Origin of the sequence: Salinibacterium sp. G-O1 (assembly GCF_030063305.1) — a bacterium.
Classification (GTDB): domain Bacteria; phylum Actinomycetota; class Actinomycetes; order Actinomycetales; family Microbacteriaceae; genus Rhodoglobus.
In genome coordinates this window covers 461,339-476,191 of sequence record NZ_JASISV010000002.1, presented here as the reverse complement: position 1 = coordinate 476,191, position 14,853 = coordinate 461,339, and the positions used below count along the sequence as shown (strand labels likewise).

Annotated in this window: 13 protein-coding genes and 1 other RNA gene; 11 read left to right on the top strand and 3 right to left on the bottom strand. The window is 64.1% G+C overall.

Annotated elements, in window-relative coordinates:
* Positions 1 to 10 precede the first annotated feature (10 nt).
* The 10 genes from QMG83_RS08660 (at position 11) to QMG83_RS08615 (ending at position 9,993) form a co-directional block, all read left to right on the top strand.
* Complete coding sequence (locus tag QMG83_RS08660) at positions 11 to 1,063, top strand: alpha/beta fold hydrolase (RefSeq protein WP_283504968.1); 1,053 nt, start codon at positions 11 to 13, stop codon at positions 1,061 to 1,063.
* A 79-nt stretch (positions 1,064 to 1,142) separates the two neighbouring features.
* Positions 1,143 to 1,784, top strand: a complete 642-nt coding sequence (locus QMG83_RS08655) for a SatD family protein (RefSeq protein ID WP_283504967.1) — start codon at positions 1,143 to 1,145, stop codon at positions 1,782 to 1,784.
* Positions 1,784 to 2,560: a hypothetical protein gene (locus QMG83_RS08650; protein ID WP_283504966.1), complete on the top strand. Its 777-nt coding sequence runs from the start codon at positions 1,784 to 1,786 to the stop codon at positions 2,558 to 2,560. The genes QMG83_RS08655 and QMG83_RS08650 overlap by 1 nt, the downstream gene beginning before the upstream one ends.
* A 57-nt stretch (positions 2,561 to 2,617) precedes the next feature.
* Complete coding sequence (locus QMG83_RS08645) at positions 2,618 to 3,541, top strand: DMT family transporter (protein WP_283504965.1); 924 nt, start codon at positions 2,618 to 2,620, stop codon at positions 3,539 to 3,541.
* A gap of 9 nt (positions 3,542 to 3,550) precedes the next feature.
* The gene (locus QMG83_RS08640) at positions 3,551 to 6,514 is read left to right on the top strand and encodes a purine-cytosine permease family protein (protein WP_283504964.1); all 2,964 of its coding nucleotides are present in this window, start codon (positions 3,551 to 3,553) and stop codon (positions 6,512 to 6,514) included.
* Between the two features lie 46 nt (positions 6,515 to 6,560).
* Positions 6,561 to 7,379, top strand: a complete 819-nt coding sequence (locus QMG83_RS08635; RefSeq protein WP_283504963.1) for a Nif3-like dinuclear metal center hexameric protein — start codon at positions 6,561 to 6,563, stop codon at positions 7,377 to 7,379.
* Between the two features lie 43 nt (positions 7,380 to 7,422).
* The gene (locus QMG83_RS08630) at positions 7,423 to 8,163 is read left to right on the top strand and encodes a zinc ribbon domain-containing protein (protein ID WP_283504962.1); all 741 of its coding nucleotides are present in this window, start codon (positions 7,423 to 7,425) and stop codon (positions 8,161 to 8,163) included.
* Between the two features lie 14 nt (positions 8,164 to 8,177).
* An RNA gene (rnpB, locus tag QMG83_RS08625) (RNase P RNA component class A) lies at positions 8,178 to 8,542 on the top strand.
* Between the two features lie 58 nt (positions 8,543 to 8,600).
* Complete coding sequence (locus QMG83_RS08620) at positions 8,601 to 8,879, top strand: hypothetical protein (protein WP_283504961.1); 279 nt, start codon at positions 8,601 to 8,603, stop codon at positions 8,877 to 8,879.
* Between the two features lie 64 nt (positions 8,880 to 8,943).
* The gene (locus QMG83_RS08615) at positions 8,944 to 9,993 is read left to right on the top strand and encodes a threonine aldolase family protein (RefSeq protein ID WP_283504960.1); all 1,050 of its coding nucleotides are present in this window, start codon (positions 8,944 to 8,946) and stop codon (positions 9,991 to 9,993) included.
* 14 nt (positions 9,994 to 10,007) lie between these two features.
* Here the strand turns inward: QMG83_RS08615 and ppgK are convergent, their stop codons facing one another.
* On the bottom strand, positions 10,008 to 10,790 hold the full coding sequence (ppgK, locus tag QMG83_RS08610; protein ID WP_283504959.1) for a polyphosphate--glucose phosphotransferase: 783 nt from the start codon (positions 10,788 to 10,790) through the stop codon (positions 10,008 to 10,010).
* Between the two features lie 61 nt (positions 10,791 to 10,851).
* Positions 10,852 to 11,736 (bottom strand): type I methionyl aminopeptidase, encoded by an 885-nt coding sequence (gene map / locus QMG83_RS08605; protein ID WP_283504958.1) that lies wholly within the window; start codon positions 11,734 to 11,736, stop codon positions 10,852 to 10,854.
* A gap of 25 nt (positions 11,737 to 11,761) precedes the next feature.
* On the opposite strand from map, the gene QMG83_RS08600 reads away from it, so the two are divergent.
* A complete protein-coding gene (locus tag QMG83_RS08600; protein WP_283504957.1) occupies positions 11,762 to 11,953 on the top strand; it encodes a methionine aminopeptidase in 192 nt (63 codons plus the stop codon).
* A 2-nt stretch (positions 11,954 to 11,955) separates the two neighbouring features.
* Here the strand turns inward: QMG83_RS08600 and QMG83_RS08595 are convergent, their stop codons facing one another.
* A complete protein-coding gene (locus QMG83_RS08595; protein WP_283504956.1) occupies positions 11,956 to 14,850 on the bottom strand; it encodes an aminotransferase in 2,895 nt (964 codons plus the stop codon).
* Positions 14,851 to 14,853 lie beyond the last annotated feature (3 nt).

The window sequence follows — 14,853 nt, the reverse complement described above, 5'->3', positions numbered from 1 at the left end:
CGGAGATCCCATGGCAACACTTCTCGACGGCATCGTTCAGCACCGCGTTTCCACACCGCGTCTTGCGGCCTCAGTCCTTGAGCGGCCCGCCGAGAGCGCGACATCCACGGTGGTCTTCATTCATGGCAACGTCTCATCGTCGCTTTTCTGGCAGCCCACCATGCTCGGCCTCGACAGCAGTATCCGGGCGATCGCGATTGACCTGCGTGGCTTCGGTGACAGTGAGACTCTGCCAGTGGATGCCACCAGGGGCGTTCGTGATTTTTCCGATGACGTCGCGTCTGTGCTCGATTCGCTCGCCGTCGAGCGCGCAGACCTCGTGGGATGGAGCATGGGTGGGGGCGTCGTCATGCAGTTCATGCTTGACCACGCCAATCGTGTGAACACCGTGACGCTGGTTTCCCCGGTATCTCCTTTCGGGTTCGGGGGCACGAGAGGTGACGCCGGAGAGTTGCTTTCTCCCGAATGCCCGGGAACCGGTGGCGGGGGAGCGAACCCTGACTTCATTGCGACCCTGAAAGCGGGCGTCGCTGACGACGAGTCGCCGGCCTCTGCACGCACCGTGTTCCGCACCGCCTATGTGGCAGATCCCGTCGCGCACACCGAGTACGAAGACCTGTGGGTCGAGTCGATGCTCACCACGGCTACGGGCGACGACAACTATCCGGGGGATTCCGTGACGGTTCAGGCCTGGCCCGGGTTTGGTCCCGGACGTCGCGGCGTGCTCAATACGATGACTCCCGACCATTTCAACGTGAGCGCCATCGTTGACCTTCCGACCAAACCTCGCGTGCTCTGGGTGCGAGGGGTCAACGACGCAATCGTCTCAGATGCGTCCGGATTCGATCTGAACTTCCTGGGGCAGTTGGGTGTAATTCCCGGGTGGCCCGGCGCCGAGGTGGCTCCGCCGCAACCGATGATCCAGCAGACCCGCGCCGTGCTCGAAAAATACAAGGCCAACGGCGGCGAGTACACGGAGTTGGCGTGGGACAACTGCGGGCATTCGGCACACCTCGAACGCCCAGCAGAATTTCTCGAGGCGCTGTCGACGCACATCGCCTAGAGGGCGGGGTCCCGACACGGGAGGAATTAGAATTAGCCTCTCACTTATATTTCAGGAATATAAGTTGTAGACTTATCTCATGGATGCCCATCGGATAGCCGTCATCGTCGATCTCGTCGACTCCAAAGCGATCGACGATCGTCGCGCAGCGCAGGCCGCAATCGTGGCATCGTTCGCTCGCGTTGACCCGCTTGTGCCCCACGACCAGCCGCTACGCGCGACCGTGGGTGACGAATTCCAGGCCGTGTACCCCACACTCGCCGATGCGCTCGAAGCCACATTGCTCGCGCGACTGGCTTTACCGAACGCCATCGACTGCCGGTTTGGCCTGGGCCGGGGAGACGTCATCGATGTGGGCGACGGCGCGGCCGGAGTCATTCAGGACGGATCAGCATGGTGGCTGGCTCGCGAAGCGATCGACGAGGCGCATTCGCGGGAAGACGGCCGAACGCCGTCGGTGAGGTCATGGTTCCGTTCGAGCACGGATGACGCGGCTCGCGAATCGCTGGTCAACGCCTATCTGATGGCACGTGACCAGATTGTGGGTGCGATGACCGAACGCGTCAGACGCCTCACCTTCGGCACCATGCTCGGAAGCTCGCAGGGAGAACTAGCCGACCTGGAAGGAATCACCCAATCTGCCGTGTCGCAGGCCCTTCGTCGCTCCGGCGGTGCCAGCCTGATCACAGCGGTGGACGAACTGCGGAAGGGTGGCGTGTGATGCTGGGAGCGATTCTGCTCATCCTCATCGGCAGCGCCGACCTCGCGAGGGTTGGCATTACCTCCCGGTTCGTTCGTGGGATCACCATTGCGGCGTTGTGGGCAGTGGTCGTTATTCTCGCAATGGGCGGTCTCGGAATCGCCCCATGGTGGATCGCGATCGCGCTGATTCTCGCCGCGGCCTGGCTCGTGACGACGACCTCGTCGATCGACAGCAGAACCGCCCCGGGGATCCTGCCAGCTGTCGGTGTCATTGTCGCCCTTCTGGCCTTTTTGATCTGGGATCGCACGGCGCTGGCGATGGATGGTTTCATCGTCGAATGGCATGAGGGCGCGGTCTCCTCTGTTATTCAATCGCTGCCTCTGCCATCGATTGCGCTGGCGGTGGGCGTCGTGCTGTTCGCTATCGAAAGCTCGAACATCATTGTTCGCGCGGCCCTTCGGCCGACGACAAGCACGACTATTCCCGTGGTCGTGCCGAGCGCACAGTCGTCATGGTGGAGGCGAGCCCCATCTTCGACCACCGCGGTTGCCGACCTCAAGGGAGGCAGGCTCATCGGTCCCGTCGAGCGCCTGCTGATCGTTGCGCTCACGCTTGCGGGCGCCCTGCCCATCGTGGCTGGTCTCATCGCGGCGAAGGGAATCGTCCGGTATCCGGAAATTTCGAATGATGGCGCCGGGGGATCGAAGGCCGAGTATTTCCTGGTCGGGAGTCTCGTGAGCTGGGCGATCGCCGTGGCCGCAGCGGGGCTGATCTGGATATCAGTCGCGGGCTAATACCCCACGAATATAAGCGGTGCTCTTCTTTCCCGGTTTTGCGATAAGCCTCGCACGATGATCGCGTCCGCACCTGCCCCCGGCGCGTGGGCGTTGATCCTGGCATCACTGCTCTGGGGCACCACGGGAACGGCCGCGAGCTTCCTCCCCGACGACGTGAGCCCACTGGCAGTGGGTGCTTCGACGATGACCATGGGAGGCATCCTGCTCTTCGCGATCGCTGCCAAAGCCGCGATCGCTTCGCTGCGGGATGCCGCTACCCGACGCTGGTTGTTGGTGGGTAGCGTGGGCGTGTTCGTGTACCCGCTCGCGTTCTACAGCTCGATGAACCTCGCGGGGGTCGCCATCGGCAATGTCGTGTCGCTGGGCACCGGCCCCGTGTTCGCCGCCATCCTGGAGTGGGCGTTCGAGCGCCGCCGACCATCACGACTCTGGGCGGTATGTACTGCGACGGCGGTCGCGGGCATTGTGCTGCTTGCCTGGGGGAGTGACCATGGCGACAGCGCGCCGGTCCACCCAGCGAACCCCGACACCGGGGCAGGGATTGCACTGGGGCTGCTTGCAGGCTTCGCCTATGCGCTGTACACCTACAGCTCGAGTCGCGCGATCCGCTCCGGGGCGACGTCCAGCGGGGCGATGGGCGGCATGTTCGGCCTTGGCGCTATCGCGCTGGCGCCGGTCCTGTTGCTACTCGGAGGTCCCTTGCTGCAATCCAGCGACACCATCGCCATCGCTGCGTATCTGGCGCTCGGGCCGATGTTCGTCGCGTATGTATTCTTCGGGGTCGCACTGCGAACGCTTACGAGCAGCACAGCGACATCCATCACGCTCCTGGAGCCGTTTGTCGCCACGCTTCTGGCCGTGGTGGTGGTGGGAGAGCGCCTTCTTGTCGCCGGGTGGATCGGGCTGGCGCTGGTCCTCGTGCCAGTTGTTGTGCTTGCCACGGCTCGGCAAAAGCGCGTGGAGCCTCTGTCGCCATAGGATTTCGACATGGCACAAGACGACGAGGCTCATGACAAGTCCTCATTCGACCCGGAATCCACTCATCCGGGCGCGTCCGAACCGACGCCGGGAGCCTCCGACCACACCGACTCGGGGGATATTCACGATGACGACGCCCTTGCGGATGCACTAGCTGCCGAATACCGGTCGATGGCAACGGCCGCGATCCCGGTCGTGGATGGATCGGCCAATTCCCACGAGCGCGGTGGCGAAGAGTGGCTGAACGAGATGATCGAGCCGGAGACTGAGGCCGATGATGTAGCCGAGCCCGAGCCCGAGCCCGAGCCGGAGCCGGAGCGACAGCCCGAGCCGGAGCCGGAGCCACAGCCACAGCCGGAGCCGGAGCTCGCATCATCGTGGGAGCCGTCTGAAAACGCGACCTTCGTCTCGCCATTCGACCCACCCACCTCCACGATCGACGTGCCGGATATCGCTGCTGCACCATGGAGCTTGTTCCCGGCGCCAGATCCGTCTCACGCTGTGGAGCTTCCCGACGGCCCACCGCCATTCCTGTCCGAGTCTCCGGTCGAATGTTGGCCCGCTCCATCGTTTGACGAACCCATCGCAGAAGCGGCCGATGATGTGGCCGCCGGGCCGAGCGAAGAGCAGGTTGACGAGCAGGCTGACGAGCAGGCTTACGAGCCTGAGTCAGGTGCAGACATCGTGTCATCGATGCCGCCCTGGTCACTGGCGCCGCTGGTGCCGCCGACGTACTCGGGTGCCGCACAGTCACCGGTCGACACGGCCGGTGCTGAGCTGCCCGAGCCCGAGCCCGAACCCGAACCAGAGGCACAGGCAGAGGCCGAGCCGGAGCCCGAGCCCGAACCAGACGCACAGGCAGAGGCCGAGCCGGAGCAGTTCCCCTGGATTGCAGCGGCGGCTGCGGCGGCCGCGGCACCGCCGCTTGTGCAACCAGTCGACAACGATCCGTTTAGCTGGTCGATCACGTCGACGGGCAAAGTGGCCCATGTCGACGAGCCTCCGTACGAAGTGCAGGAGCAACCTGTTGCCGAGACCGAATCAGACGAACCGGTCGGCGACCCGGAAGTCGAGGTCGAACCAGACCAACCCGCCAGCATCGATGACGCGCAGCAGATGTTCTCTCCGCCAGAGCTCGTTGAGCCAATGTCCCCGCAGCAGTCGGTGACCGAGCACTCGGGGATTGCAGCTTCCGACGAAGAGATCCCCGATCGTTCGGGTAGCGACGACGTTGGCCGGACGCCGGAGTCAACGGTCGACGAGCCGACCCCACACGAATCAGCGTTCGTCGTGCCGCTGCCGGCGGTCCAGGGTGGGCGTCCACCGGCGACGACCGGTTCGGTCCCCGTGATCGATCAGCCCTATGAAGCAGAGCTGGACGACGACGTCGATGACACCGACAGGGCCTTCACCGATCTCCTTTCCGCGCACAGCGGCGAATCAGCGATTATTCCGGCTCTCGTTCCACCGTCGGGCCCGATCCCGACCGTCCGCATCGCGGAGGACGAGTCCGTGTTCTTCGACAACGAGCCCAAGGGCCAGCGGGTCTTCAGCCTCGAACACAGCGGGCTCGCGCCCACGCCTGTCGAGAGACGTGCCGGGCACGCAATTCGACTCTTCTGGCTGTGGTTCTCCGCCAATTCATCGATTGTCAGTCTCGCGTTGGGCGCGGTGGTGTTCGCAGCGGGAATGAGTCTTCGCCAGTCGATCGTCGCGATCCTTGCCGGGGTAGCTCTCTCGTTCTTCCCGCTCGCCTTGACCACCCTGGCTGGCAAACGCAGCGGCCAGCCGACAATGGTGGTGTCACGCGCGACGTTCGGGCTACTGGGCAATGTCGTGCCAGCGGTGCTGGCTGTCGTGTCCCGGCTCTTCTGGGGTGCCGTGCTGCTCTGGTTGCTGGTGACCTCGGTCGCGGCAGTCATGATCACCGCCGGTTTCGCCGACAACGTCCAAATGCTCTCCCTGGTCACCCTCGCGATCGCACTGATCGTCGCACTGACGATCGCGTTCATGGGCTACCCACTGCTCGCTCGGCTGCAACTGGTACTCACTATCGTGTCGGCGCTGCTGATCGCGGGGTTCATCGGACTCACCGCCAGTTACATCGATATTCCCCAGGCGCTCACTGTGGCGGATGGATCGTGGGTGCTGGCAATTGGCGGTGCGGTTTTGGTCTTCAGCTTTGTCGGTTTGGTGTGGGCGTTCAGTGGTGCGGATCTCGCCCGCTATCAACGCCCGACATCGTCGGGCGGATCGTCGATGCTATCTGCCACTTTCGGGACCACCATCCCCACGTTCGTGCTCATCAGCTACGGTGCACTCCTCGCCGCATCTGACCCTGAGATCGCGACCGGTTTGGTAACCCAACCCGTGCAGACACTCGCGGGCATGCTCCCCGGCTGGTATCCCGTACCGCTGATCGCGGCAACGGCGCTGAGCCTGTTGTCTGGCGTTGTCGTCACCCTGTATTCAGGAGGGCTGGCACTGCAGAGCGCCGGAGTGAAGCTGACGAGGCACCTGTCGGTGGTGGCCGTCGGCGTCGCCGTGGCCGGGCTCGCTGCGCTTCTGGTGATGACCGTCACGGCAGGTATCGGCGAAGTGTTCCGGGATTTCGCCACAACGCTGGCGGTGCCAACCGCCGCGTGGATCGGAATTTTCGGGGCTGAGATGATGATCCGAAACCGCCGATTCGAGAGCGAGTCGCTTTTGGCGCGGGGCGGAGTCTATCCGGACGTCCGCTGGGCGAACCTTACGGGGCTTGTCGTCATCAGTGTCATCGGATTCGGCCTCACCACTGCGACCGTGAGCTGGCTGTCGTGGCAGGGCTACATATTTGCTGCCGCCGGCCTCCAACATGATTCAGAGATCGCGAGCACTGACCTCGGTGTCGTCGTTGCACTCGTGCTGGGCCTGATCGTTCCCCTCGTCGCGGGTGTCCCTGCAATTCGCCGTCAGGAATCAGCTCGCGTCTGACCTGCTCCGAGCCATGCCGCTGGTGAGGCGCCCTTACACTGGAACCGTGTCTACGACAGTTGCCGATGTTGCCGCCGCCGCAGAACGTCTCTGGCCCGCAGCGGGTGCCGAGAGTTGGGACGCTGTCGGATTGATCGCAGGCGACCCTGGCGCTCCGGTGACGTCCATTCTGCTGGCGGTAGACGCCGTACTGGATACCGCGGCCGAAGCAGTCGACCAGGGCGTCGACATGCTGCTGGTGCATCATCCCCTCCTCCTGCGGGGGGTGACCTCCGTGTCGAGCGATCGCTACAAGGGCGCGACCCTCACGCGGCTCATCCGAGCGAACTGTGCCCTGCTGGCGGCCCACACCAACGCCGACGTCGTCGAGACCGGCACCTCGGCCGCCTTCGCGGACAGGCTAGGGCTCATCGATGTTCGTCCGATCGTGGCCGGGGCGAATCCTGCGCGTGGCATCGGACGTGTGGGACGGCTGCCGCACCCCACCACGCTGGGCACGCTTGCGCGCGCGCTGGGCGACATTCTCCCGGCAACAGCCAGCGGCATCCGTGTGGCGGGGGAGTTCGACCGGCCCATCAGCACCGTCGCGCTGTGCGGTGGGGCTGGCGACGCCTACCTCACGGAGAGCGCCGTGACCTCTGCAGATGTGTATATCACCAGCGACCTGCGCCATCATCCGGCGTCGGAGGCGCGGGAAAATGCGCGCGCTGGGGCCGGGCCGGCCCTGATCGACGTGTCACACTGGGCCAGCGAGTGGCTGTGGCTTGAGAACGCAGCGACCGAGTTGCGTAATGAACTGCCCGGCGTCACCATTACGGTGAGTGAGTTGCGCACCGACCCCTGGGACTTTGCGATCGTGCAGTGACCCTCGCCGATTTTTTACAAAGCAAGACTGAAAGAGTGAACACATGGCGTTGAAAGCCAGCCCGAATGACCAGGCCCTGCTGCTCGAACTGCAGGCGTTCGACACAAAGCTTGCACAGCTCGATCACCGGGCCAAAAGCATTCCGGAGATCGCTACCCTCGCCGGCTTCGAGAGAGATACCGCCGCCGTTCGTTTGAGGTTTGCCGAGCAGAAGGGTGGGCTTGAAGACATCACCATCGAGCTCAAGCGCATCGAGTCAGATGTCGAGGTCGTCGAGACCCGCATCAAGCGAGACAACGATCGCGTGCAGGTCAGCTCGTCGGTGAAGGATGTCGCAGCCCTGGAACAGGAACTGGCGGCGCTGCGCAAGCGACTCGGTGACCTGGAAGAAATCGAACTCGCCGTCATGGAGCGTCTCGAAGAGCAGCAGGTTGAGGTCGGGAAGACGACCGCCCAGCTCGAGGCACTGGCCGCCAGAACGGCAGAGGTCGAGGTTCTGAAAGCCTCATCATTGAGCGAGGTTGTTGCCGAGCGAACCATCGCCGCAGCGGGCCGGGACGCGGTCGCCGCGAAGGTGCCGGCGGATCTGCTGGCGCTGTACGAGAAGCAGAGGGCGCGCTACGGCACCGGCGCCTCGATGCTTCGAGGCGGGGTATCGCTCGCGTCCGGTGTGAAGCTTCTTGAGAACGAGATGCAGGCCATTCGGGCAGCCGCGCCCGACGACATCATCATGTGCGCCTCGAGTGAAGCGATCCTTGTACGCACCGCGGAATCGGGACTGTAGGCTTACCAACCGAATGGGTCGGCAAGACGGTCGCGTGGGGCAGCAATGTCTCCCGAGGAACGTCCGGGCTCCACAGAGCATGGCGGTGGGTAACACCCACCCGGGGCAACCCGCGAGATAGTGCAACAGAAAGCAGACCGCCTCCGACTTCGGTCGGCGGTAAGGGTGAAACGGTGGTGTAAGAGACCACCAGCGGCCGGGGTGACCCGATCGGCTATGTAAACCTCGCCAGGAGCAAGGTCAGACAGGAAGCGTTCAAGGCTGCTCGCCCAGCTTCCGGGTAGACCGCTAGAGGCGTGCGGCAACGTACGTCGTAGATAGATGGCCGTCCATCGCCTTCGGGCGAAGACAGAACCCGGCGTATCAGCCGGCCCATTCCTCTCCCGCAGTGCGGGAATATCGAGGCAGCATCCAGACAGCAGGCCTAGAGTCTGGACATGTCCCAATTTCCCGCCGCTCAGAGCTTCGTCACCCCTGGTGCGATTCTGACCGCGTTGCTGGGATTCGTGGTCGGTGCAGCGTCGATGGCTTTCAACCCTTTCTTCGCGCTGTCGGTAGCGGCAATCGCGCTGTGCCTGGCAGCTCTGCGGAGTGCGACGCAGGTTGAGCATCATGTTGTCCAGGGCATGCTTCGGGTTTTCGCGATCATCGGCATCATGGGCGCACTTGGCGGGGTAGTCGTACTGCTGTTCCCGGGATTGGGTGTTCGAACCTGACGAGAAGCCCGCTCGTGACTTATCCTTGAAGTTCATCGCCCCTGGCGCGATCGGGGAGGTTGTTATGAACGAGCGCGTCTTTTCGAGCGACAATACCGCGGGAGTTTCACCCGAAATCCTCGCCGCGATCGTCGAGCATTCTGCTGGACCGGCGGCGGCCTACGGGGCTGACGCCGTGACGGCGCGCGTGACCGACCGTCTCCGCGACGTCTTCGAACGGGATCTGGATCTGCTTGTCGTCAGCACCGGATCGGCCGCAAACGGGTTGGCGCTTGCCGCACTCACCCCACCGTGGGGAGCCGTCTTCTGCCATTCCGACAGCCACGTGAACAACGACGAGGCCGGGGCTCCTGAGTTCTTCACCAACGGAGCCAAGCTGATCGCGCTGCCCGGCGACGACGCAAAGCTGAACCCTGAGGCCGTGAGCGATGCTGTCGTCAAGGGCAGGGGAGACGTTCACTCCGTCCAGCCCGCAGTGGTCAGCATCACGCAGGCCACCGAGACCGGCAGCGTCTATTCGGTGAACGAGCTCGAGCGGCTCGGCTCGATTGCACACGATGCTGGCCTCGCCGTGCACATGGACGGTGCTCGCTTCACGAACGCCCTTGTCACCCTGGGCGTGAGTCCCGCCGAGATGACCTGGCGTGCTGGCGTCGACATCCTCTCGTTCGGTGCCACCAAGAACGGCACCATGAATGCCGAAGCTGTGGTGGTATTCGATCGCACGAAAACCGCCGAACTTCGCTATCGCCAGAAGCGCGCAGGGCAACTGGCGTCGAAGATGCGCTTCCAGTCTGCGCAGCTCGACGCGTACCTGACTAATGACCTCTGGCTCAGCAATGCGCGTCACGCCAATGCGATGGCCGCACGTCTGGCCCTCGGCCTTCAGAGCATCCCGGGAGCCAGCGTTGTCGGGACACCTCGGTCCAACATGTTCTTTGCCACCCTGCCCGAGGTCATGATCGCGAGCCTGCTTTCCGACGGCTTCGTGTTCCATCACGACAGGTGGGAGCCGGGCCGCGTGAGATTCGTGACTGCCTTCAGCACCACCGAGGCCGACGTCGACGAACTCATCGCGGCGATGACGTCCATCTCGCTGCAACTGTCACACTGAGTTGCCGCCGACCGCTATTTCGTCGCGGTTGGTTGTGGCACGTGCGCGGCCACCGGTTCTGTCGCCAGCGCCGCTGATCCGAGAATTCCGGCGTTGTTGCGAAGCATCGCGGGCACGATGTCGGTCGTGAGTGTGAGCAACGGCAGGAATTCCTCGTAATTCTTGGAAACACCGCCCCCGACGACGAATAGGTCAGGCGAGAACAGCATCTCCAGGTGGGTGTAGTACTTCTGGAGCCGTTTCGACCACTGCTTCCAGTCGAGATCGTCGCGCTCTTTCGCGGCGTATGAGGCCTTCGACTCCGCGTCCTTACCGTCGATCTCCAGATGGCCCAGCTCGGAGTTCGGCACCAGCACACCGTTGTAAATCAGCGCACTGCCGATTCCCGTCCCCAGTGTTGTGAGCACCACCAGGCCCCGAACGTCTTTGGCGGCTCCGAAGCGCACCTCGGCGTACCCGGCGGCGTCGGCGTCATTCACAAAGTGGATGTCACGGCCAAGCGCTTTCTCGAACAGGGCCTCAGCCTCCAGCCCGATCCACTTGTTCGACACGTTCGCGGCCGACATGGTTCTGCCGTTCCGAACCACGGCGGGGAAGCACAGACCGACGGGAACGCCGTCTTCCAGCCCACCGATCTTGTCGATGAGGGCCACAACGGTGCTGACGATGTCCTTGGGGGAACCACCCTCTGGCGTCGGCAGCTTTACCCGATCTGAGAGCAGTTCGCCGGTGACAGTGTCAACCAGCGCCCCCTTGATGCCGGTGCCGCCGATGTCGATGCCAAGCGCCTTAGCCATTCTGGTCTGCTTTCTCTGCTGCTGAGGAGGGACGTGCTGCTTGCGTGGAGTGCGGTGTCGGTCAGGGAAGGGTCAAAATTTCGGTGCCGCGCTCGGTCACGACGAGGGTGTGTTCGAACTGGGCGGTCATGGATTTATCCCTGGTGGTGATCGTCCAGTCGTCTTCCCACTGGTCCCACGCGATCGAGCCCGGATTCTCGGTGGTGCCGAGCGTCAGCATCGGTTCGATGGTGAACACCATCCCCACCTCGATGACGTCATCAAATGCCGGGGCTGCGTCGTAGTGGGGGATGATCAACCCGGAATGAAAGGCCGAGCCCACGCCATGGCCGGTGTAGTCGCGCACCACTCCGTACCCGAAGCGTCGGGCGTATGACTCGATTGCGCGCCCGATCACGTTGACCTGCCTGCCTGGCGCAACCGCTTTGATGCCGCGCGCGAGAGCTTCCCGGGTGTGGTCGACAAGCGCCGTGACATCCGGGGCGGCATTGCCCACGATGAACGTCTTGTTGAGGTCACCGTGCATGCCGTTCTTGAAGGCGGTGATGTCGATATTGATGATGTCGCCGTCGCTGAGCTGGGTGTCATCGGGGATGCCGTGGCAGATCACTTCGTTGAGGCTGGTGCAGCTCGACTTGGGGAAGCCCCGGTAGCCGAGCGTCGAGGGGTAAGCCCCATTGGCGATCATGTAGTCGTGGGCAATGCCGTCGAGCTCGTCGGTGGTGACGCCGGGGCGGATCGCGTCGCCGACAGCCTCGACGGCGCGGGCCGCAATGGCGCCGGATTCGCGGATGCGCTCGATCTCTGACGGCGTGTACACGTCGGAACCAGTGAACGGCTTCGGCGCAGGTCGGCCCACATACTCTGGGCGCGGGATCGTGGATGGCACCGGGCGAGGCGGTGAGATTCTCCCCGCGACAAGGTGTCCTAGTGAATCGCGAGGCATAGAGTTGATCCTAGCTTTGATGGATATGACTCAACCGGAGGTGCCTATGGCCGAGTGGTGGTACAACAACAAGACGGGTGTAGTGGAAGAGGGCCCACAGTCTCTGGGATCCGACCGGGACGGCCCCTATGCCACGAAGGAAGAGGCAGGCCGCGCGCCCCAGATTGCCGCCGAGAGAGCCCGCAAGTGGGCCGCTGACGACGCCCAGGATAACTAGCGTCACCATCCCGTCGTGAGCACCTCATCGAGCACGTCGACGAAGTAGTCGGCACTCTCGGGGGTGAAACACAGCGGTGGCTTGATTTTGAGCACGCACTGCCGGTCAGAGGTCGGCTGCATGATGATCCCGCGCTGCCGGAGCCTCTCGCAGATCGCCAGGGTTTCTTCGGTCGCCGGTTCGAGTGTCTCCCGGTTGCGAACGAATTCGAGCCCGAGGTAGAGCCCGGTTCCGTGCACAGCGCCCACGATCCGGTGCCGGGTTCCGAGTTCTTCCAGACGAGACCTGAGGTGAGCGCCTGTCACGAGGGCATTGCGCTGCAGTTCTTCGTCAGCGATGACGTCGAGCACGGTCATCCCGATCACCGAACTGATGGGGCTGCCACCGGCCGACGAGAAGAAGTAGCCCTCAGACCGATAGTGCTCGGCGATTTCACGGGTGGTGATGACCGCGCCAAGCGGATGCCCATTGCCCATCGCCTTGGCGACAGCGACGATGTCGGGCACCACGCCCTGCTGCTCGAACCCCCAGAACCATTCACCCAAACGGCCGTATCCGACCTGCACCTCATCCGCCACGCACAGGCCATCCCCGGCGCGCACGGCACCGTAGACGGCCTCGAGATAGCCGTCGGGCAGAGGCATGCCGCCAGCGTTGCCGTAGTAGGCCTCAGCGATGAAGGATCCGATCGGTGTCCCAGCGACGGCAAGTGCCTCGACCGCGGCAACGGCATCGATGGCATATCCCGATGCTTCCGGCCCCCGGTACCGACCGCGGTAGCTGTTGGGCGCGTCCACCGTATGCACCCACGGTGGTCGGGTGGTGAGCGCATCAGGGTTGTCGGCGACTGACGTTGACACCGAGTCGGACAGGTCAGTCCAGCCGTGGTAGGCCTCCCGCACGGCGAGCACATCACGCCGCCCTGTCCACGACCGCGCGATTCTCAGCGAGAGATCGACCGCCTCCGATCCGCTGTTGACGAAGAAGACGGAATCGAGTCCCTCCGGCAACAGGTTCGCGATCCGCTCGGCGAAGTCGACGACGGACGGGTACTGAAAGCGCGAGTTGGTGTTGAGCAGACTCCACTGCCGGGTGGCCGCTTCGACGAGCCTCGGGTGCGAGTGGCCGATCGAGGTCACGTTGTTGAGCCCGTCCAGATAGACGCGTCCGTTCTCGTCGATGAGATGTTCTTTCCATCCCCTCACCATGACGGGTGGCTCGGAGTAGTAGTGCTCCTGCGCGGCCGCGAGGTGGCGATCGCGCCGCTCTGCCAGGCGCCGATCCGCCGTGACAACGCGAGGTTCACCACCGATCAGCGCAGTCGGATCGATGGATGCCACATCCCACGCCCTCGCAAGCGACGGGGTGACGGCCCACGGTGCGTCGATACCCTCCACCGTGACGCTGACGGCCAGCGCGCCGTCAACCCGGCCCAGCGAGTCGCCCGCCGAAACGGTGGTTCCTGCCTCTGGAGACCCGCTCAGTCCCCGTAGCGCGAGCACCACGCCGTGGCCGCGAAGCTCGACCTCGGCGTCGCCGGAGATGTCGATCGTTCCGTGCCAGGGGGCCACGACCTTGTGGGGCTCGGCCACGGTGAGTTCTATCCCGAGCACCACGTTTCGGGGTTCATCGACGCTATGAATGGCGGAACGGGTCAGTCTGGGTTCGGCGTACGCGGTTGCGACGGCCTCCCGACCGACAAGCATCTCTGCCGTGATCTCGGCCTCGGCATCGGGGTCGAGCCAGCGACCGGCGTCGAGCAGGGGACTGGTCGCCGAGAAGTCGAGAGTCGCGATCAGGTTTGCCTCGAGACCGGGAACCAGCCGACAGAAATCCGGGAGGCGTGCTGACGCTCGCTCAAACCCGAGGGTGTCGAGCACCACCGCGTTCGCCACCACGAGCGGCACAGCGGTCGCGCGGTCGAAGATGACGATCTCGTGCTCGAGGTTCCCTTGCGCGTAGGTGTTGCCCGAATCAGCGGACGCGACGTGGTGGCCGCTCGCGACGAGTACGGCGCCACGAAGAACTACCAGAGTCCACAATGCCTCAGCTTCCGCGCGATTCAACGGCCGGATCGCATGGTAGGCGGAGACTGCCCCCATCACGGAGTTGACCGACCCACCGTCGTGATGCAGGAGCGAGGCGATGGTGACGGCCAGCTCACCGACCGTCCAGCTGTGATTCAGGTCGCCGAAATCGATCACGCCGTCGGGCACGCCGTCGGAGCTGTGCAGGGCGACCACGTTGTCGTCCGTCAGGTCGCCGTGGATCAGCTGCTGGGGCAGGTGAGGTGCGAGGGAGTGCAGCGCCATCGCGGCCTGGCGTGCCGCTGACGCGAGCCGTGCGCGAAGCTCCAGATCGGTGACGTAGGGCAGCAGCGCCTCCAGCACCTCGGGTGCGCACTGCAAATCCCACTCGTGATCGCGCTCGAGCGCTGGTGCCGCCAGTTCTTCGAGCGCCAGGTCGATCGTCGCGGCCATCGCACCGATAGAGCTCGTGACCGTTGGGCTGAGGTAGTGATCGCCCGAGAGCGGTTCGCCCTCGACGAATTCCAGGAGCCTCACGCACAGCTCGACGCCGCCGATGCTCAGGGTTCCCACGTATTGGCCGTCGGTGGCTGCCAGGGCGCGGGGGATCCGCAGTGCCGTCGTGCGTTGCGAGAGGTAGTCGATCGCGGCATTTTGCGCGATCAATTCGTCGAGAGTGGTCGCCGGATTCGAAAACTTGAGCAGCAGTTGGCGGTCGCTCGTCGTCATCAGGAAGTTGCGGTCCTGGTGGCTTCCGAGCGACCGCGCTGCCGCCGGAATTCCGAAGACCTCGAGAGTGATCTTTTCCGCGAGGGCGGCCGGGATCGGGGGCGGCGTGCCCTGGATCGGCGAAAGCGAACGACCTGCCATCGG